The sequence below is a fragment of the Micromonospora sp. NPDC048868 genome, from assembly GCF_043198195.1.
In the GTDB taxonomy this organism is placed as follows: domain Bacteria; phylum Actinomycetota; class Actinomycetes; order Mycobacteriales; family Micromonosporaceae; genus Micromonospora; species Micromonospora reichwaldensis.
Genome location: NZ_JBICUN010000003.1, coordinates 407,849 through 426,253 on the forward strand (window position 1 = coordinate 407,849; position 18,405 = coordinate 426,253).

Annotated in this window: 15 protein-coding genes and 2 pseudogenes; 8 read left to right on the top strand and 9 right to left on the bottom strand. The window is 75.3% G+C overall.

The genetic code is table 11. The annotated features are described in order from the left end of the window. Nucleotides 1-4: 4 nt before the first annotated feature. From ACGFNF_RS06815 to ACGFNF_RS06830, 4 genes and pseudogenes are all read right to left on the bottom strand, one after another. Nucleotides 5-1,174: pseudogene (locus ACGFNF_RS06815) on the bottom strand (VWA domain-containing protein); the annotation flags it as partial. Nucleotides 1,175-1,276: 102 nt separating this feature from the next. Then, nucleotides 1,277-1,543, bottom strand: a pseudogene (locus tag ACGFNF_RS06820) (VWA containing CoxE family protein); the annotation flags it as partial. After that, nucleotides 1,540-2,946 carry a hypothetical protein gene (locus ACGFNF_RS06825; RefSeq protein ID WP_393166299.1) on the bottom strand — a complete coding sequence of 469 codons (1,407 nt, stop codon included), beginning with the start codon at nt 2,944-2,946 and terminating at the stop codon, nt 1,540-1,542. The gene ACGFNF_RS06825 and the pseudogene ACGFNF_RS06820, both read right to left, overlap by 4 nt. Then, the gene (locus ACGFNF_RS06830) at nt 2,946-3,452 is read right to left on the bottom strand and encodes a hypothetical protein (protein ID WP_132234858.1); all 507 of its coding nucleotides are present in this window, start codon (nt 3,450-3,452) and stop codon (nt 2,946-2,948) included. The genes ACGFNF_RS06825 and ACGFNF_RS06830 overlap by 1 nt, the downstream gene beginning before the upstream one ends. Nucleotides 3,453-3,902: 450 nt before the next feature. Between ACGFNF_RS06830 and fxsA the strand changes: the two genes are divergently transcribed. The 3 genes from fxsA to ACGFNF_RS06845 are packed head-to-tail and all read left to right on the top strand — an operon-like array spanning nt 3,903 to nt 7,165. Then, a complete protein-coding gene (gene fxsA / locus ACGFNF_RS06835; RefSeq protein ID WP_132234860.1) occupies nt 3,903-4,094 on the top strand; it encodes an FxSxx-COOH cyclophane-containing RiPP peptide in 192 nt (63 codons plus the stop codon). A 1-nt stretch (nt 4,095) separates the two neighbouring features. Further along, on the top strand, nt 4,096-5,406 hold the full coding sequence (locus ACGFNF_RS06840; protein WP_393166301.1) for an FxsB family cyclophane-forming radical SAM/SPASM peptide maturase: 1,311 nt from the start codon (nt 4,096-4,098) through the stop codon (nt 5,404-5,406). Between the two features lie 4 nt (nt 5,407-5,410). Beyond that, a complete protein-coding gene (locus ACGFNF_RS06845) occupies nt 5,411-7,165 on the top strand; it encodes an aKG-HExxH-type peptide beta-hydroxylase (protein WP_393166303.1) in 1,755 nt (584 codons plus the stop codon). A gap of 135 nt (nt 7,166-7,300) precedes the next feature. On the opposite strand, the gene fxsT is transcribed toward ACGFNF_RS06845, so the two are convergent. Further along, nucleotides 7,301-11,212 (bottom strand): FxSxx-COOH system tetratricopeptide repeat protein, encoded by a 3,912-nt coding sequence (gene fxsT, locus ACGFNF_RS06850; RefSeq protein ID WP_357576349.1) that lies wholly within the window; start codon nt 11,210-11,212, stop codon nt 7,301-7,303. A 16-nt stretch (nt 11,213-11,228) separates the two neighbouring features. Beyond that, nucleotides 11,229-12,461 (bottom strand): TIR-like protein FxsC, encoded by a 1,233-nt coding sequence (locus ACGFNF_RS06855; RefSeq protein WP_393166305.1) that lies wholly within the window; start codon nt 12,459-12,461, stop codon nt 11,229-11,231. Between the two features lie 188 nt (nt 12,462-12,649). Between ACGFNF_RS06855 and ACGFNF_RS06860 the strand changes: the two genes are divergently transcribed. The 4 genes from ACGFNF_RS06860 (at nt 12,650) to ACGFNF_RS06875 (ending at nt 14,883) form a co-directional block, all read left to right on the top strand. Continuing rightward, the gene (locus ACGFNF_RS06860; protein ID WP_132234872.1) at nt 12,650-13,030 is read left to right on the top strand and encodes a helix-turn-helix transcriptional regulator; all 381 of its coding nucleotides are present in this window, start codon (nt 12,650-12,652) and stop codon (nt 13,028-13,030) included. After that, nucleotides 13,027-13,668, top strand: coding sequence for an SRPBCC family protein (locus ACGFNF_RS06865; protein WP_393166307.1), 642 nt, complete (start codon nt 13,027-13,029; stop codon nt 13,666-13,668). Before ACGFNF_RS06860 ends, ACGFNF_RS06865 begins: the two co-directional genes overlap by 4 nt. Before the next feature lie 65 nt (nt 13,669-13,733). After that, on the top strand, nt 13,734-14,294 hold the full coding sequence (locus ACGFNF_RS06870; RefSeq protein ID WP_357576352.1) for an NADAR family protein: 561 nt from the start codon (nt 13,734-13,736) through the stop codon (nt 14,292-14,294). A gap of 76 nt (nt 14,295-14,370) precedes the next feature. Continuing rightward, nucleotides 14,371-14,883 carry an NUDIX domain-containing protein gene (locus tag ACGFNF_RS06875; protein WP_357576353.1) on the top strand — a complete coding sequence of 171 codons (513 nt, stop codon included), beginning with the start codon at nt 14,371-14,373 and terminating at the stop codon, nt 14,881-14,883. A gap of 10 nt (nt 14,884-14,893) precedes the next feature. Here ACGFNF_RS06875 and ACGFNF_RS06880 read toward each other — a convergent pair whose 3' ends face one another. Further along, entirely contained in the window at nt 14,894-15,433 is a 540-nt protein-coding gene (locus ACGFNF_RS06880; RefSeq protein ID WP_393166309.1) for an RNA 2'-phosphotransferase, read from the bottom strand. 112 nt (nt 15,434-15,545) lie between these two features. Between ACGFNF_RS06880 and smpB the strand changes: the two genes are divergently transcribed. Beyond that, nucleotides 15,546-16,040: an SsrA-binding protein SmpB gene (gene smpB, locus ACGFNF_RS06885; RefSeq protein ID WP_393166311.1), complete on the top strand. Its 495-nt coding sequence runs from the start codon at nt 15,546-15,548 to the stop codon at nt 16,038-16,040. Between the two features lie 66 nt (nt 16,041-16,106). On the opposite strand, the gene ACGFNF_RS06890 is transcribed toward smpB, so the two are convergent. Beyond that, nucleotides 16,107-17,246 carry a hypothetical protein gene (locus tag ACGFNF_RS06890; RefSeq protein ID WP_357576356.1) on the bottom strand — a complete coding sequence of 380 codons (1,140 nt, stop codon included), beginning with the start codon at nt 17,244-17,246 and terminating at the stop codon, nt 16,107-16,109. Next, on the bottom strand, nt 17,138-18,271 hold the full coding sequence (locus ACGFNF_RS06895; RefSeq protein WP_357576357.1) for a transporter substrate-binding domain-containing protein: 1,134 nt from the start codon (nt 18,269-18,271) through the stop codon (nt 17,138-17,140). The genes ACGFNF_RS06890 and ACGFNF_RS06895 overlap by 109 nt, the downstream gene beginning before the upstream one ends. Nucleotides 18,272-18,405: the final 134 nt, after the last annotated feature.

An 18,405-nucleotide genomic window follows, 5' to 3' on the forward strand; every position in this document is an offset into this window, starting at 1 on the left:
TCTCCTAGGTGAGGAAGCTCTTGAGCTCGAAGACGAGTTTGCGGATGTGACCGGAGATGACCGGCGTGCCCAGGTCCTTGAAGCGTTGCCGGAACCAGGGGTTGACGCTCTGCTGGCCCGAGCTGTTGACCGAGCCGACCGGGATGAACCGCACCCCGGAGCGGTGCACCGCCTCGATGCCGTCGAACAGCGGCTGGGAGCGGTCGAACTCGTAGAAGTCCGAGATCCACACCATGACCGTGTTCTTCGGCTCGACGATCTTGGGGCGGGCCAGCGCCATCGCGACCGGGCCGTCGTTGCCGCCGCCCAGCTTGGTACGCAGCAGCACCTCGAACGGGTCGTGCACCCACGGCGTGAGGTCCAGCGCCCGCGTGTCGTACGCGATCAGGTGCACGTCCACCTTGGGCAGGCCGGCGAAGATCGACGCGAGGATCGTGCAGTTGACCATGGAGTCGACCATCGAGCCCGACTGGTCCACCACCACGATCAGCCGGGCCGGCGTGACCCGGCGGGCGGTCTGCCGGTAGTAGAGCCGGTCGACGTAGAGGCGCTCGTCCTCCGGGCTCCAGTTGGTCAGGTTCTGCCAGATGGTGCGGTCGAGGTCGAGGTTGCGGTAGACCCGCTTCGGCGGCACGGACCGGTCGACGACGCCGACGCTGGTCTGCGCGACCTGGGTACGCAGCACCTCGGCGACCTCGTCGACGAACCGGCGGATGAGCGCCTTGGCGTTGGCCAGGGCCACCCCGGAGAGGTTGGCCTTGTCCCGCAGCAGCTGCTCGATCAGCGACATGCTGGGCGTCAGCCGGCTGGCCAGCACCGGGTCGGCCAGCACCTCCCGCAGGTGCATCCGGCGGACCAGGTCGCCCTCGATGCCGGCCAGCACCCCGCCGAGACCGTCGCCGCCGCCCTGCCGGCGCAGCCCGCCGGGCTCCATCCCGAGGGCCTGCTCGAACCAGCCGGCGTCGGACTGCCACCGGGCCAACTGGCCGGCGTCGACCGCCCCGTGGCCGGTGGCGAACACGTTGAGCAGCAGCTTCGACACCAGCGCGGCGCGGCGTACCTCGGCGGCGCCGGGCGCACCCGACGCGCCCGGCGGCCCGTCGCCACCCGCCTCGACGGCAGGCGCGGTGGCAGGGTCGGCGCCCGGCACGGCGGCCTCGCCGGGTGCCGCTGTGCTGGCGGTGCCGGGCGCGGGCCCGTCGGGCGGCTCGGGAGCCGACGCGGCGACTCCGGCAGCCGGCTCGGCGGGCAGGCCGCCAGCCGGCGTGTCGGGAAGGTCGGCGGCCGCAGGGGCGTCGGGTGTCGGGCTGAGCAGGCCGCGCAGCTCGTCGGCGACGGCCGGGAAGCGCTGGACGACGGTGTCCACCGACACCGCCGGGTCCAGCAGGGCGGCCGGCAGCCCGAGGTCCTCGACGACCGCCATGCTGGCCGACTCCAGGGCGGGCTGCTCGTCGGGGTCGAAGAGCCGGGCCAGCAGCCGCCAGTAGAGCACCTGGCGCCGGTTGGCGTCGGCGAGGTCCGCGGGGGTCGGGGAGTCGTTCATCGGCGCAGCAACCGTCCCGCGCGCTCGCGCAGCACCGCCACGGCGTCGCCCGCCTTGGCCTCGGCCTTGGCGATCTTCGGGTCGGTGACCCCGCCCGCCCAGTCGCCGGTGTGCGCCTCGACCGGCTGGCGTTTGACGGTGGCCCGCACCGCCAGGGGTTGCAGCGACCACCGTCCGTCGTCCCACCGGATCAGGCCGAGGCACGCGGACGAGGCGGCCACCAGCGCGGGGGTGAGCGGGCCGCAGGACGGCAGCCGGTGGACCTCGACGGCGATCGACTGGCCGCCGATGTCGAAGGTCGTCGTGCCGTCGTCGTCGCGTACGGTGTAGCCCTCCACCAGCACGGGCTCGGCGATCCCGACGGGATGCCGCTCCAGGGGCGCCGGCGCCGCCGCGACGGCCGTCGGCAACAGGACCCGGGCGGTGGCGAACGGGTCGGCCGGCTCGCCGGGTCGCACCCGGTCGTCCCGCCAGAGCAGGTCCGCCCCGTGCAGCGGCAGCCCGGTGACCGTGAGGCTGCGCCGCTCGGCCAGCGCGGCCAGCAGCACGGGATGGGCGTCCAGCAGCCGCCACAGCGCGGGCCCGACGATCGTCTCCACCTTGACCGCGCCGACCGCGCAGCGGACCAGCCGCGGCGGCCCGCCGTCGGCCGGTTCGAGGATCGCGTGCACCTGCGCCTGCACGGCGGTGTCGTGCTCGTGCACGTCGACGCCGAGCACGAGCAGCCGCCCGGAGACCTCCTCGACGGCGGTCGGGACGGACTCGGCCGCCGCGTCCTGGGCGAGCAGCACGCCCCGGGCCCAGAGGTCGGCCCAGCGCCGCAGCGGCGGCTGCGCCATCGTGGCGACCGGCACGCAGGCGCGCAGCTCGGCGGCGAGCCCGTCGAGCAGCACCGCCAGCCGGCGCAGGCCGGGCTCGGCGAGGGCGGCCTCGACCGGCGCCCCCGCGGCGGCCACCAGCTCGTGGTCGACGCCGCCCCACCCGGTCACCGCCACCTCGTGCAGCCAGGCGCGGACGCCGGCGCGGGCCGCTGACCCGGTGCCCGGGGACTCGACCGGGCCGGGAGCCCAGGGGGCGCGGGCCCGGCCCAGCGCGGTGTCGAGCTGCCCGAGCAGCGCGTCGTGGGCGGCGCCGAGCAGCGCGCACCGGGCGCCGGCGAGGGCGAGCAGGTGTTCCTCGGCCACCGAGCCGGCGGTCACCTTGGCCACCGCCTCGGCGAGCCGGTCGCCGAGCGGGGTGGCGGTCAGCGCGCCGGCCATGGCGGCGAGCGCAGCGGCGTCGGCCTCACCCACCCGGGCAAGGCCGCGGAGCAGGGCGTCGTCGAGGCCGGCGACCAGGTCGAGGGCGTCGGTCAGGCCGGTCGGGGTGCCGTCGCGCAGGACGGTGAGCTGCGTGCCGAGCATCAGCGGCCCGCCCCGGTGGCCGGGAACCAGTGCAGCTCGGGCAGGGGGACCGCGCTGCCGGGCAGTTCCAGGTAGGACAGGTGGCGCAGGAAGCGACTGAACACGACGGCGGCGGGGGTCGGCTCGTGCCGCCCGGCGAGGGCGGCCAGCAGCTCCCGGGCGGTGTCCACCCCCGCGCCGACGTCGACCCGCAGGTAGCGGGCGACGCGGTCGGCGCCGTACTGGAGCAGTGCCTCGTCGGCCAGGGCGTGCAGGTGCTTGCACGGCGCGCCGCGCAGCCCGCCGCAGGGGCGGTTGTTGTTGGTGCTGCAGTGGTAGGCGTGGGTGCCGGAGGCGATCGACGAGACGTAGACCCGGTCGACGTCCGACCCGCTGGAGACCACGCCCTGCAACCGCCCGTCGGCCAGCTCCAGGAAGGGCACCTTGGCCAGCTTGCGGGGCCGCGCGGGCGGCACCACCCGCACCGTGCTGCGCCGTCGCCACGCGGTCCGTTCCGCGTCAGCCACTGTCCGACCTCCCGTCCGCCGCTCCCGGCGCCGCCCATGACCATCCGCACGCCGGAGGGGTCGCCGGCGTCGCTGTGACGACATGGATCATGGACCACGGGTACGACAGACCCTGAGTCGGGTTTACGGAGGGTGGTCGCTGCGGAGGCCGCCGCGCCCCTATGCTTCGGACACCGACGCCGACGGGAGGCGGGATGTCACCGGTCATCGCGGTCCCGGGCAGTGCCGGTGCCACCCGGGTCCACCACCTGTCACCGCACGCCGCCGGACGCGTCCCCGTTGCCGGACACACCGGCGGCGGATCGCTCGGCCGGGGCCGTCGGGGTGCCGCCGACGCCCGCCCCGGGGTGCGGTGTCGGGCCGTCGGGGCAGGCACCCGATGGTGTAGAAAAGGCGGGGTGAGCGCAGCGATGACGCGCGGCAGGGCACACGGTCGCCGGACGGTCCACCGTGGCTGAGACCGAGCTGCCGCCACCGTCGGTGGATGCGGGGGCCGCCCTGGTGCGGCTGGGGGACGTACCGCTGGCCGACCTGCTCGCCGGTGCCGGCGACGGAGTGCTGGCCCACGTGCTGGCCACGCTCGTGGCCGGCGACGAGCCGGGCCGGCAGCTCGACGTGTCGGCGTTCGAGTCGAGCTTCTGACGTGTCCGCCGACGCCCCGACGTCGGCCGCCCCGCCCCACCCTGACCACGCCCGTCCGCCGACCCGGCACGACCCCCCGGCACCGGCGGCGGGGTCCTGCGGGCCCGCCCCGGTGGCCGGCGCGGCGCCGCCGGCCCGGGTCCGGCAACTCGTGCTCAAGGTGCACAGCCGCTGCAACCTGGCGTGCGACCACTGCTACGTCTACCGAAGCGCCGACCAGCGGTGGCGGGAGCGGCCCCGGGTGATCGCGCCGGGGACCGTGGCCCAGGTCGCGCGGCGCCTCGGCGAGCACCTGGCACGGCACGGCCCCGACCGGGTACGCGTCGTGCTGCACGGCGGCGAGCCGCTGCTGGCCGGTCCGGCGACCCTCGACCGGACCGTACGCACCCTGCGGGCGGCACTGCCCCCCGGCGCGGCGCTCGACGTCGGCGTGCAGACCAACGGCGTGCTGCTGGACGATGAGTTCCTGGCGCTGTGCCACCGCCACGACATCGACGTCGGGGTGAGCCTCGACGGCGGCCGGGCCGCCAACGACCTGCACCGCCGCTACCCCGACGGACGGGGCAGTTTCGCCGACGTGGCCGCCGCGCTGCGGCTGCTCGGCCGCCCACGGCACCGGTCCCGCTGGGCGGGACTGCTCTGCACTGTCGACCTGGCCAACGACCCGGTGGGCGTCTACGAGTCGCTGCTCGCGTTCGACCCGCCCCGCCTGGACCTGCTGCTGCCGCACGGCAACTGGAGCACTCCCCCGCCCGGGCGCCGGCCGGGCGGCACCGACACCCCGTACGGCGACTGGCTGGTGGCCGTCTTCGACCGCTGGTACGCCACGACGCCCCGCCGCACCGGGATCCGGTTGTTCGAGTCGCTGATCGCGCTGGTGCTCGGCGGCCGCAGCGGCACCCGGGCGGTGGGCTTCGCCGAGCCGGACGTCATGACGATCGAGACCGACGGCACCATCGAGGGCACCGACACCCTGAAGACGACCGACGACGCGTCGATGCGTACCGGCCTCGACGTCTTCCGCCACTCCTTCGACGAGGCGTTGCGGCACCCGGCACTGGCGGGCCGGCCGACCGGTCCGGCCGTCCTGGCCGCCGCGTGCCGGGCCTGCCCCGTGCTCAGCGCCTGCGGTGGCGGCCTGTACGCGCACCGCTTCCGCGCCGGCGCCGGCTTCGCGCACCCGTCGGTCTACTGCCCCGACCTCTACCGGCTCATCGACCACGTACGACGGGTGGTGGCGGCGGACGTCGACGCCCTGCGCCGCCGCACCCTGGCCGCTCCGCCCGACGCCGCCCCGGCCCGGCGGCGGTGAGTCGGTGGTGCTCTCCCCCGCCCAGCTCGCCGGCCTCGCCGCGGGCCACGGCGACGACGCCACGCTCGAGGTGCTGCGCACCGGTCAGCTCGGACGGCGGCGGCTGCTGACCGTCGCCGCCGCCCGCGCGGACGGGACCGGTTCGCCCGCCGCGCGGTGCCTCGCCCTGCTCGCCCTCGCCGAGCGGGCGGATCCGGCGGCCGTCGCCCACGTCCTGGCCCACCCGCCGGTCACCGGCTGGGCCACGGACGCCCTGCACGGCCGCCCCGACGCGGCCTACCTGGCCGGGCTGGCGGCGGCCGCCGCGCTGCGCGCGGGCATTGCCTTCACGCTCGCCGTGCCCTGCCCGCAGGGTGCGCTGCTGCTGCCCACGGTGGGCGGCGCGGTCGGGCTCGGCGCCGGCACCGCGCTCGTGCGTGGCACGGGACGGCGCTACCCCCCCGGGGCGGCCGGCGCGGGCCCCCCGCCGCCGGGGTTGTCGGTGCACGGGTCGGCCGGCGCCGTGCACGCCACCGACGGGTCGGGCGACGGGCACGCCCCGGCACGCGGGTGGCTGCCGAGCCGCCGGCTCAGCCCGGGCCGCGACGCGCCTCCGGCCGGGGTGCTCGTCGACGACCAGGATCCGCACCGGAGCCGCTACCACCGGCCGCCGGCGAGCCGCCTGGACGACGCCACGGCGGAGCGGCTCGACCGGCTGACCGGGCAGGCGTGGCACTGGCTGACCGACCGGCTGCCGGCGCACACACGGGGGCTGGCCACGCTGCTGCGTACGCTGGTGCCGCTCACGCCGCCGCCGTCCGGGCACCCGGTCAGCGCCACCAGCCGCGCCGCACTGGGTGCCATCGCGCTCTCCGTGCCGGCCGACCCGCAGACGCTCGCGCTGCTGCTGGTGCACGAGTTGCAGCACACCAAGCTGGGCGCGCTACTGGACCTGCTGCCGCTGCACGCGCCGGGCGGCCCGGCCCGCTACCGGGCGCCGTGGCGGTCAGACCCCCGCCCCGTCGGCGCGCTGTTGCAGGGCGCGTACGCCCACCTCGGGGTGGCCGAGGTGTGGCGCTGCCGACGGCACGAGGACATCCGCTGCGCGTTCGAGTACGCGTACTGGCGGGTGCAGACCGCGCGGGCCGTCGCGCAGCTCGCCGGCAGCGCGGAGCTGACCGACGACGGGCGGGCCTTCGTGGCGGGCATGGCCGGCACCCTGCGCGGCTGGCAGCCCACCGGCGACGCGCGGGTCGAGGCGGCGGCGCGCGACGTCGCGGACGGCGGGGCGGTGCGCTGGGCGCTGGCCAACCTGGTTCCCGACGACGACGGCGTAACGGAGGTGGCGCACGCGTGGCGGCGGGGTCGGCCCCCACCGCCGATCGCCGCACCCGCCGTCGTACCCGGCCCGGCCCGGCCCGCGTCGACCGGCGACACCGGCGCGGAGGCGGCGGTGCGGCGGCGGCTGCTGGCGACGACGGAGCACGGCGGCACGGGCAGCGGCGAGGCGGACGCGACGGAGCGGGTGGACCGCGCCGACCGGGCGTACGCGGCGGGGGACGCCGGCGGCGCCCTGGTCGGCTACCGCCGCCGGCTCGCCGGGGACCCCGGTGACGCCGACGCGCTGGTCGGCGTCGCGCTGGCCGCCGGGCGGCTGGGGCGTACCGCCGCCGCGCGGGTGCTGACCACCCGCCCCGACCTGGTCCGGGCGCTGTGCCGGCGGCTGCCCGGCGCCGACCCGCTGGCGGTCGCGACCTGGCTGGCCGGCGGCCCCGACTAGCGCGCCCTCCCGGCCGTGCCCGGCGCATGGCGGGCCCAGCGCAGGGCGGGCCCAGCGCAGGGCGGGCCCAGCGCAGGGCGGGCCCAGCGCAGGGCGGGCCCAGCGCAGGGCGGGCGCTCAGAGCAGGGCGGGCGCTCAGAGCAGGGCGGGCTCGATGTAGCCGTTGAACCGGTCGCGCTGGCGGGCCTGGACCACCCGCGGGTTGTCGCCGCCGAACAGCTGCACCAGCTGGCCGAACGCGTCGTCGTAGAGGGCGCGCCCGGCGTCGGCCTCGCTCTCGGTGGCGATCCTGCTGACCGCGAGGTTGAGCGCCGCCGAGACGCTGTCCGGGTGCTCGGCACCGAGGGCCCGGATCAACTCGACGTACGCGGTGGTGTCCAGCAGCAGGGCGGCGTCGCGCTCGCCGAGCGCGAACAGGTCGTTGGCGAGGTTGAGCGTGGCGAGCAGGGTGTGCGGGTGCCGCTCGCCGAGGCTGGCGAGGAGCTGGTCGCGGACCCGCTGGGCGAGGTCGAGCGCCTGGGGGTGTTCGCCGCCCTTGCGCAGGAACACGCCGAGGTTGTTGAGGCAGGCCAGGGTGATCGCGTGGTCGGCGCCGAGGACCTCGGTGTACGCGTCGCGCAGCCGCCGCGCCATCCGCAGCGCGGTCGGGTTGTCGCCCACCGCCGACCAGGTGGTCGCCAGCGCCATCTCGCAGGAGAGGGTGTCGGCGTGCTCGCCGCCGAGGGTGCGCTGGTAGCGCACCACCGTGCGTTCGAGCACCCGGTGCGCGTCGGCGAAGCGGCCGAGCTGGCGCAGGGTCAGCGCCAGCTCCTTGGCGGTACGCAGGGTCTCCGGGTGGTCGGGGCCGATGATCTTCTGCTGGTTGGCGGAGGTGCGTTGCAGGACGCTGTGCGAGCGCCACAGCTCCCCGGTGTCGCGCAGGCCCCGGCCGTAGTTGCTGGCGGAGGCGAGGGTGGACGGGTCCTCGTCGCCGAAGCGTTCCCGGCGCCGCTCGTAGATGTGCTGGTCGAGCTGGGCCGCCTCCCGGAAGTGGCCGACGAGCCGCAGCGAGACGGCGAGGTTGTTCTCGGCGGTCAGCGTACGGCCGCTGTCCTCGCCGAAGCTGCGGACGCTCAGCTCCAGGGTGCGCCGGTCGCGCTGCTCGGCGTCGTGGTAGCGGCCCTGGGCGCGCAGGTCGGCCCCGAGGCTGCGGGCCGTCATCAGGGTGTAGAGGTGGTGCTCGCCGAAGATCCGCCGCTGCCGGTCGTAGACGTCCTGGTCGATCTCGAAGGCCCGGTCGAAGAGGCTCTGCGCGCGCAGGACGTTGGCCAGGTGGAACCGCATCCGCAGCGTGGTGGGGTCGTCGTCGTCGGTGTCGCGCCAGCGCTCCAACGCGTCCTCGGCCAGCGAGCGCGCGGACTCGTAGTCCCCGCGCCGGTAGAGGTAGCGCACCGTGTCGGCGACGAGCTGGCGGGCCTCCTCGGCCGTCGACTCGTGCAGCGCCGAGGGACGTACGTGCGGCCACAGCTCGGCGTAGCGCGGCCAGTTGGCCGGTTTGTCCGGGTCGCGGGGGCTGGCGGCGGCGAGCAGCGACTGGGCCTGGCGGCGGGTCTCGGCGGGGTCGTCGAGCTGGTCCTTGATGACGAGCTGCACCAGCCGGTGGATGCGGACGGTGTTGTTCTCCGCGTCGACCTGGGCGAGGCCGTAGCGGCCCAGCTCGGCGGTGACCAGCCCCTGCAGGATCGGGTCGGTGAGGGTGGGGTCGAACGGGGCCATGAAGACGGCGAACCGCTCGCCGGTGAGCATCGCGACCGGGATCGGCTCCGGCGCGTAGTACGAGCACAGCTCCAGCAGGCGCGCGGCGGCGGGCTTCTCCTGCCGCAGCTGGCGCAGGGTCACCAGCCAGGTCGCGGCGAGCGTCTTGGAGTATCCGGCCGACTGCCGGCCCTCGAGGATGCGCAGCAGGCCGGGGGTGTCCAGCGAGGCGAGGTACTGCTGCACCGGCAGCGCCGTGGCCCGCAGGTAGGCGGCGCCCTGTTCCACCGCCAGCGGCAGGTCGCCGAGTTTCTCCGCGACCTGGGTCGCCTCCTCCTCGGTGAGGCCGCGGACGCGCTCGCGCAGCAGCTGGACGCTCTCCAGCCGGTCGAAGACCGTCAGCTCGGTGGCGCCCGCGTACTCGCTCCAGGTCTGGTCGCGCGTGGTGAGCAGGACGTGCCCGGGGCCCTGCGGCAGCAGCGCCCGGGTGGCCCGCGACGGCTCGTCGGCGTTGTCCATGATGATCAGCCAGCGCCGGCCGGGGCCGCCCCGGCGCAGCGCGTCGAGCACCCGCCGGACGGCCTCGCCTCCGCCGCCGGCGCCGAGCCCCATCGCCTCGGCGAGGTCGGCCAGCCCGCCCCGGATCCGCTCCTCGCTGTCGGCGGGGATCCACCAGACCACGTCGTAGTCGCGGGCGAAGCGGAGCGCGTACTCGGCGGCGAGCTGGGTCTTGCCGACCCCGCCCAGACCGTGGATCACCTGCACGCCGGAGGCGGGCGAGGCGGTCAGCCGGTCGCGCAGCGCCTCCAGCTGCGCCGCCCGGCCGACGAAGGTGGTGCCGTGCTGGCGCACGTTCCAGACCGCCGGGAACGAGCCGGGGAACCGGCCGACCGACCGCCCGGTCACCGCGTGCGCGGGTGCGCCCACCTCCTCGAGCAGCAGGGTCCGGGCGGTGCCGGCGTCGACGTCGCTGAGGTCGACCGGGGTGCGGTCGGTGTAGGGCAGGGCGAGCCGGGACTCGTCGACTCGCAGCGGTACCAGCACGCCGGTGCCGGCGACCTGGTCCCGGCTGGCGGCGGCCTTCCACGCCTCCCCCGCCAGCGGCGTGGCCGCGAAGTGCCGGGTCAGCACGACCAGCACCCGGCTGGCGGCGGCGAGGGCCCGGTCGAACTCGGTGCGGCCACCCGCACGCACCGGCACGTCGACCGCGCGGCGGTCCACCCGCAGCCCGGCCTCCTCGAGCTGGTCGCTGATCCACTCCGCCCAGAGCCGGTCCATCGAGGCGTAGCCGACCAGCACGGTCTGCTCGGCGGTGAGCCGGGACCGCTCGAACGCGGTCAGCGAGCGGCGCCGTTCCTCCTCCGGCATCGGCTCCAGCCGGGTGACCCGGCCACCGGTGACCACCGACGCGAGCTGCTCGTACGCCGCCAGCAGGGTGCCCGCCTGCTCCGGCCGGTCGCCGAACGCGGCGAGGATCTCCTCGTAGGCGTAGAACGCGCGGTAGGGCACCTCGATGGTGTTCCAGTAGCGGGCCCGCGCGGCGTCGGAGAGGTGGTCGAGGAACGACGCGAACTCGGCCCGGACCAGGTCCCGGCCGGTCTCCAGCTTGCGCAGCTCGGCGTCCTCCACCCGGGTCGGCACGGGCACCAGCAGCGGCGGGTCGTCCGGGCGCTGGGCGCGGATCGAGCGGGCCACGGCCGACGCGCCCCGGATGCTCTGCGTCGACATGGTGAAGCAGTTGACGACGGTGTCGGGCAGTTGCACGGTGCAGATGCCGGCGACGTCGCTCAGGCCCGTACGGCTGTCGATCAGCACGATGTCGTACTCGGCGCGCATCTGCGCGCGGACCGCGTCGAAGAAGGCCGCCCCGCCCTGGCGTTCGTAGAAGTTCGACCAGTCGAAGGTGCTCACCAACCGCGAGTACGCCGAGTCCTGCTGGCCGGCCGCCACGAAGTCGATCACGCCACCGTGCGGGAACTCCCAGTTCAGCGAGACCGCCCGCCGCTGGATCTTGGCGTGCCCGGCGAGCAGCTCCTGCGGGTCGTCGCCGGGGTTGCGCTGCATCGTGGCCATCGAGTAATCCCAGATCATCTCGATGACCCCGGGGGTGGCGCGCAGCTCGGAGTCGCGCAGGAACGGATGGAAGTAGCGGTGCAGGCCGGGCGACTCCAGGTCCCAGTCCACCACGAGCACCTGGAGCCCCTGGCTGGCCAGGATCCAGGCCACGTTGGCCAGCGCCATCGTGCGTCCCGTGCCGCCCTTGTAGGAGTAGAACGTGACGATCTGCCCGCGTGCCGCGTCGTTCACCGCCATCGGCTGACCGCCTCCATCAGGGACCTTCGAGGATCGGGCGGTGCACCGGGCCGTCCGACGGCGGCTCCTGGTAGACCGTGCCCGTGCGGTAGATGCGGCTCTGGGCCACGACCAGCGCGTCCTCCAGCTCGGCGTGGAAGCGGCCGGCGGTGGCGATCTCCGGTCGCCACATCGCGGGATCGTTGCGCACCACGTGGTGCGACAGGACGCGCGCCAGGGTCTCCCACAGCCGCTGGTTGCCGTCGGCCGCCGCGTCGTCGGCGGCCGTCCACGGCACCAGCACCGGGGTGGTGGTGTCGGGGTCGCGGTCGTAGCCGACGAGGCTCAGCTCGTAGCGCGGCAGGCCGGCCGACCAGACGTCCACCACGAGCACGACGATCTGGTTGTGCGCCCGGGCCCACTCCCGCACCTCGGCGAGGTCGACGGCGTCCTCGACCGTCCAGCCGTAGCTCTTGGTGGTGGCGACCGCCCCGGCGTAGCTGCCGATCGGCGCCTCCAGCTCGGGGCGGTACGGCCGCCAGTCCCGGGCCAGCGCGCCGTAGCGCTCCTCCGCCCCGCTGCGGGTGCCGGCCAGCTCCGCCGCGCTGCCGGCGGCCAGGACGAACCAGACGTGCCGGGCGCTTGTCGAGCGGGGCGACCGGGCGGCGGACGAGCCGGGTGCCGGCCGCCTGCGGGTGGTCTCGAAGGCGCTGGTGACCTGGGCGAGCACCGGCCGTCGGGCGGGCCGGAGCAGGCGGTGCTCGCGGTCGGTCTGCACGATGTGCTTGGCCAGCGCGTCGACGAAGTCCTGGTATTCGTCGTGGTGCCGGCGGCGCTGCTTGAGGGTGAGCAGCCCGTCCTGGGCGTACACGGCGCCGGCCGGGAAGTTCTTGTGCTGGAAGCCGGTCAGCGCCTCGGGCACGCGGTCGTAGGGGATCCAGCGGATCGGCAGCACGGCGGGGGGACGGCGACGGAACTCCCGCTCGTGCGCGTCGACCCGGTCGGCGAAGACCCGGAACTCGCGCCCGCAGTAGTCACTGACCACGTAGCGGGGGGAGGTCAGCGCCACCAGGCAGGAGCTGGTGGCGAGGGCGTCGGCCAGCTCCTGCGACCAGGTCGCGCCGAGCGGCATCTGCCCGTCGACGAATCCCGCCTGGTCCCAGCCCACGCCGGCCAGCCGGGCCACCGCCTCGCTGAGATCGCCGAAGAACTCCTGCACCTGGCCGTTGCGGTTGTCCTCATGGGCGTAGCTCAGGAAGAAGAGTGGCACGCCCGCCTCCGCTCACGGGTCCCACGATCGTACGGAAAGTATATGTCCGTCGATGCCAGGGTAGCGTCGTGCGGATCTTCGCACCGACCCGTGGAGAGTCGTATCCCCGACGCTTCCGCGCAGGCGTCGGCGACACACCGACCCATCACGGGTCGCTTAAATAAGGGATGGCTGATATAAAGGGTTCCGTGCACGCCTTCGACGTACTCGGTGACCCGGTGCGGCGCCGCATCCTCGAACTGCTCACCGACGGCGAGACGACCGCCGGCGGGCTGTGCGACGTGATCCGGCGGGAGTTCGGGATCTCCCAGCCGGCCGTCTCCCAGCACCTGAAGGTGCTGCGGGACAACGGCTTCGCCACCGTGCGGGCGGAGGGGACCCGGCGTCTCTACGCCGTCGATCCCCGGCCGCTGCGGGAGGTCGACCGCTGGCTCGACAACTTCCGCCGGTTCTGGACGCCGCCCCTGCACGCCCTCGCCACCGAGCTGGCCCGAGGCAAGCGCGAACGGCGGCTGCGCGAGCAGCCGCCCACGACAGACGACACGACCGACCACGGGAGAGACCGATGATCGACGCGACCGAGCAGATCAACGCCGTACGCCGCCAGCTCGGCCGGCGGGTGCTGGAGGCCGGCGAGGCCCGGGTGATGACCATCAGCCAGACGTACGACGCGTCGCTGGAGGACCTCTGGGACGCCTGCACCAACGCGGAACGGATCCCCCGCTGGTTCATGCCGATCTCCGGTGACCTGCGGCTGGACGGCCGCTACCAGCTGGAGGGCAACGCCGGCGGCACGATCGAGCGCTGCGATCCGCCGAAGGGCTTCGCCGCCACCTGGGAGTTCGGCGGCGAGGTGAGCTGGATCGAGGTGCGGCTGACGCCGGTCGGGGACGACCGGACCCGGTTCGAGCTGGAGCACGTCGCACACGTCGACCAGGAGCGCTGGGACCAGTTCGGCCCGGGCGCGGTCGGGGTCGGCTGGGACCTGGCGCTGCTCGGCCTGGCGTCGTACCTGGCCGCCGACGGCAGCGGGGTCACGCCGGAGGAGGGCGAGGCCTGGTCGGTGTCCGAGCAGGGCCGGCAGTTCGTGACGGCGAGCAGCGAGCGGTGGGGCGAGGCGAGCGTCGCCGACGGCACCGACGCCGAGGCCGCCCGGGGCGCCGCAGAGCGCACCACGGCCTTCTACACCGGGGCGCCGCCGGCCTGACCGCGCCGGCGGCCGGCCGGAAAAGCGCGCGCGTTCCGTCGGACCCCTCGGGCAGACTCGCCGCCATGTCGCCGCGATCCGTCACCGAGCTCGTCGCCGCCGTCAACGCCGGCGAGAAGATCCGCTACCTGCACTTCTGGGGTCACCGACCGCAGCGTGACGGCAGCGTCGGGCCCGGCTGCCTGAGCCAGTGGTGGCCGGCCCCGTTCACCGACGGCGAGCGGACGTACGCCACCGCCGAGCACTGGATGATGTGGCACAAGGCGATGCTGTTCGGCGACGCGGCGGTCGCCGAGCGGATCCTGGCGGCCGGGCACCCCCAACGCGCCAAGTCGCTCGGCCGCGAGGTGCGGGGGTTCGACCAGGCGACCTGGGAGGCCCGGCGCTTCGACATCGTGGTGGCGGGCAGCGTCGCGAAGTTCGACCAGCACGACGACCTGCGGGCGTACCTGCTCGGCACCGGCGAACGGGTGCTCGTGGAGGCCAGCCCGCTCGACCGGGTCTGGGGCATCGGCCTGACCGCCGACGACCCGCGCGCGGACGATCCGGCGCGCTGGCAGGGCGCGAACCTGCTCGGCTTCGCCCTCATGGCGGCCCGGGACGCACTTCGCGCGGGCCGCCCGTGACCGCCGGGAGCCGCCGCCGCACGCCTCGGGCGGCGGCTCGCGGCGGCCACCGGTGCGCCGGGTAACGTGCTGCGGCATGACCGCCGTGGCGTACTCCCACTGCTCCTTCTGCGGCGCCGCCTATCCGGCGGGGGCCGGTTGGCCGCGGGCCTGCGCGGCCTGCGGCGCGACGGTCTGGCGCAACCCGCTGCCCGTCGCGGTGGCGGTGCTGCCGGTCCGCACGGCCCGGGGCCTCGGGGTGGTGGTCGTCCGCCGCGACATCGAGCCCGCCCGCGGCCAGCTCGCGCTGCCGGGCGGCTTCATCGAGTACGGCGAGGAGTGGCAGGAGGCGCTGGTCCGGGAGCTGTGGGAGGAGACCGGCCTGCGCGCCGACGCCGCGGACGCCCGACTCCTCGCGGTGCACGGCGCCCCGGCCGGCGGCACGATCATGGTCTTCGGCGAGCTGCCCGAACGGCGGGCCGAGGCGCTGCCGCCGTCGGCGCCGACCGAGGAGGCCACCGAGTGGCTGGTGCTCACCGAGCCGACGGAGCTGGCCTTCTCCACCCACACCCGGGTGCTCGCCGAATTCCTCGCCCGGCGCGCGGGCTGAGCCGGACCGCTCAGTCGGCCAGGTACCGGGCGGGCACCGCGTCGGTGAGCCAGACGTCGTTGGCGCTGCGATAGAAGGCGTGCCCGTCGCGGGCCATCGCCGCCGCGTCCACGGTCAGCACCACCAGCTCGCCCGGCCGGCGGGCACCGACCCGTCGGGCGGTCGCCAGGTCCGGCGACAGGTGGACGTGGTGCCGGCCGGCCCGGTGCAGGCCGGTGGACCGGATCGAGTCGAGCGCGACGCGGCTGGTGCCGTGGTAGAGCCGTGCCGGCGGCGCGCTGGGCGCCAGTTCCAGGTCGACCGGGATCGAGTGCCCCTGGTTGGCCCGGATCCGCTCGACGCCGTCGGCACCGCGTTCCACGGCGAAGCGCTGCTTGTCGTTGCCGGCCACCACGGCGTCCAGGTCGGCGCGGTCGATCCCCAGCGCGGCGAGCAGGTCGTCGACCGACACCCAGCCGGCCCGGTCGGGCACGAGGCCGAACCGGGCGGGCTCGTGCCGCAACGCCAGGGACATCCGCTTGCTCAGCCGCACCATCGCCCGGTGATCCATTGGCGGAGTCTCCCCCGCCGGGCGCCGCCGGCGCCATCGGATTCGGCCGGACCCGCCACCGCATCGGCGCCGGGCCGGCCAGCCCCGGCCGGCAGCCGATATCCTCGGCCGGGTGAACGCGGCCCGGCAGAACGAGCGCAGGCTGATCGCCTCCAACAAGAAGGCGCGGCACGACTACACGATCCTGAAGACCTACGAGGCGGGCATCGTGCTGGCCGGCACCGAGGTCAAGTCGCTGCGCGAGGGTCGGGCGTCGCTGGTCGACGCCTTCGCCCAGGAGCGCGACGGCGAGCTGATGCTCTACGGGCTGCACATCGCCGAGTACGGCTTCGGCAGCTGGACCAACCACGCGCCCCGGCGCACCCGCAAGCTGCTGCTGCGCCGGGTGGAGATCGCCCGGATCCTGGAGCGGACCCGCGAGGGCGGCCTGACGCTGGTGCCCCTGTCGATGTACTTCTCGGGCGGCTGGGCGAAGGTCGAGCTGGCCCTGGCCAAGGGCAGGAAGTCGTACGACAAGCGGCAGGCGCTCGCCGAGCGCGACGCCGAGCGGGAGATCGCCCGGGAGCTGGGCCGCCACCTCAAGGGCCGCACCGCCCGACGGGGCTGACCGCTCCCTCGCCGCGCCCGCACGCCGGTGTCGCCCGCCCCCGTCGCCTCCCCCGCCCGCCGGCCGTCAGCGGGGGCCGGAGGACGGCGGCGCGGACGACCCGGCGGGCCCGGGCGACGGCGGCGCGGACGGTTCGGCGGGGTCCCCGGCGGGCACCCGGCCGAGGCAGCGCGGGTCCGCCCGCCCCACCGGTTGCCGGGGGATCATCCAGTCCAGCGCCGTCTCCTCCACGTGCCAGCCGTACACGTCCACGCGGGTGACCGGGATCCGCCCCGGGTCGGGGCAGAGGAGTTGCCCGCGTACCTGGTCGTTCGGCAGGAAGCGCACCTCGCCCCGCCCGTCGAGCACGATCGTCATCCGGTCGGTCACCGTGACCGCCTGGCCGCGTACCACCTCCCGCACCGGGCCCGCCTCCGGGCCGACCTCGACGGCGACCGCGGGCAGCAGCGGCACCCGCAGGAAGACCACCCCCGTGACCAGCGGCACCACCGCCGCCACCGCGTAGGCGAGGCTGTGGGTCAGCGCCGGGGCGACCGGGCGCGGCACCGGGCCGGTGAGCACCACGGCTCCCAGCGGGGGCACGACCAGCAACAGGGCCGTGGCCAGTTCGCCGTCGCGGACCGCGGCCGGCACGGCGGGCGCCAGCCAGGCGTAGCTCGCGGTCGCCGCCACGACCGGCAGCACCAGGGTGGTGACCAGGAGCAGGCGGGGTCGGTCCGGGTACCGGAGCCGGGTCCGCAGCGCCAGCAGCCAGAGGGCGAGCATCATCAGCAGCGGCAGGAACCGCAACTGCCAGGTGAGCGCCGCCAGGGCGATCGCCGCCACCAGCACCCAACCGGGGGTACGCACGGTGCCGTAGGCGAGCAGCGAGCGATCCGGGTCGAACCGGTCAGGCGCGCTGACCTGGAGCAGCCGGCCGAGGACGGTCAGCACCAGCACCACAAGCGGGAACGCCCACACCAGCGCGATCAGCAGGGCGCTGAGCAACCCGAGCGGGCTGACGTACTGCACCAGCAGCAGCATCGTCGGCATGTCCTGCCGGCTGAGCCGCCAGAGCCGCAGCACCAGCAGCAGCACCGGGAACGCGGGCAGCAGCGTCAGCAGCCACTGCTGCGCCTGTTGTGCCTGCTTGGTGCCCGGGCGACGGTCGGCGCGCCCGATCGCGGCCGGCTCGGAGACGGCAGGGCCCATCTCTCCCACGGCCACTGCCGCACCTCCACCTTCTCCTCGGGCTCCGGCTGCCGGCCGACCGCCACCTGCTGCAGGTTGCTGTACTGCTGCTCCGAGGCCAGGTACCGGTCGAACGCCGCCTTCCACCGGTAGCCGTCGGGCCCCTCCGCCGACTGCTGCAGGGAGAGGTTGACCAGGTCCCGCATCGCCGGATCGGGGCCGGTGTTCACGCCCCACTTCTCCGCCGCCTCCTCGCCGATGTCCCAGTGCTGCAACTCCTGGCGCCCCCGCAGCTTCACCGCCGGCGGCAGCTCACCCGGCGGGCGGGGGCCCACGAAGCCGGCCAGGATCGCCGCGTCGGTGGTGACCGCGTCGACCTCCCTGTCGTAGAGCGCCTGGATGCACTCGCTGATCCGGTTGCGGCCGATCGGGCTCGCGCCCGCGTCTCGGAGGCGCCGCTCCGAGGTGGACGTGCCCAGCGTGCAGACCTTCGCCCGGTCGAGGTCGCGCAGGCTGGCGACCTTGCGGCTGTCGGACGCGAGCGTCACCACCGACTGCTCCGTCTCCAGGTAGGGGAAGGAGAAGACCACGCCCTGCCCCTGGCGCTGCTCGGTGATGCTGTAGGAGGCGACCACCAGGTCGACGGTGACGAAGCTGCCGCCGGCGTCGCGCGCCTGCCGGCGGGCCCGGTCCTCGCTCTCGATCGCCAGCAGCGTCACCTCCGGCGCGTCGAACCCCAGGTCCTCGGCGATCATGTACGCGATCTCGATGTCGAAGCCCTCGAACGCGCCGTTCTCCAGCTTCTGCGCCACACCCGGCTGGTCGTCCTTGACCCCGATGACCAGCCTGTCCCGGTTGGTCAGCCCCGCCCGCTCACGCAGCTCGTCCCAGGTGGGCGGGCCGGTCGCCACGATCACCCGCACCGTGGCCGCCACGATCACCACCAGCAGGAGCAGCAGGGCGGCCAGGCGCACCTGCCGGGCCCTCGACCGGCGGGCGGTGGCGGCCGCCACGGATTCCGGCGCCGGTGGGTTGCCGCTGCCCTCGTCGTCCTGACCCAACTCGGCCCTCCCGGTCACCGTCCCCCGCCCGAGCCCTCCATTGTGGTCCATGCCGCCAGGTCACGACAGCATCCGGACGGCCGGTCGTGTTGCGGCGGCGTCTGCCGCGAACACGAGGAACATAGGCTTGTCCG

Coding starts and splice junctions, on each gene's coding strand:
- ACGFNF_RS06870 (WP_357576352.1), top strand. CDS start 13,734: ATGTCGCCGCGATCCGTCACCGAGCTCGTCGCCGCCGTCAACGCCGGC.
- ACGFNF_RS06865 (WP_393166307.1), top strand. CDS start 13,027: ATGATCGACGCGACCGAGCAGATCAACGCCGTACGCCGCCAGCTCGGC.
- ACGFNF_RS06875 (WP_357576353.1), top strand. CDS start 14,371: ATGACCGCCGTGGCGTACTCCCACTGCTCCTTCTGCGGCGCCGCCTAT.
- ACGFNF_RS06880 (WP_393166309.1), bottom strand. CDS start 15,433: ATGGATCACCGGGCGATGGTGCGGCTGAGCAAGCGGATGTCCCTGGCG.
- fxsT (WP_357576349.1), bottom strand. CDS start 11,212: ATGGCGGTGAACGACGCGGCACGCGGGCAGATCGTCACGTTCTACTCC.
- ACGFNF_RS06825 (WP_393166299.1), bottom strand. CDS start 2,946: ATGCTCGGCACGCAGCTCACCGTCCTGCGCGACGGCACCCCGACCGGC.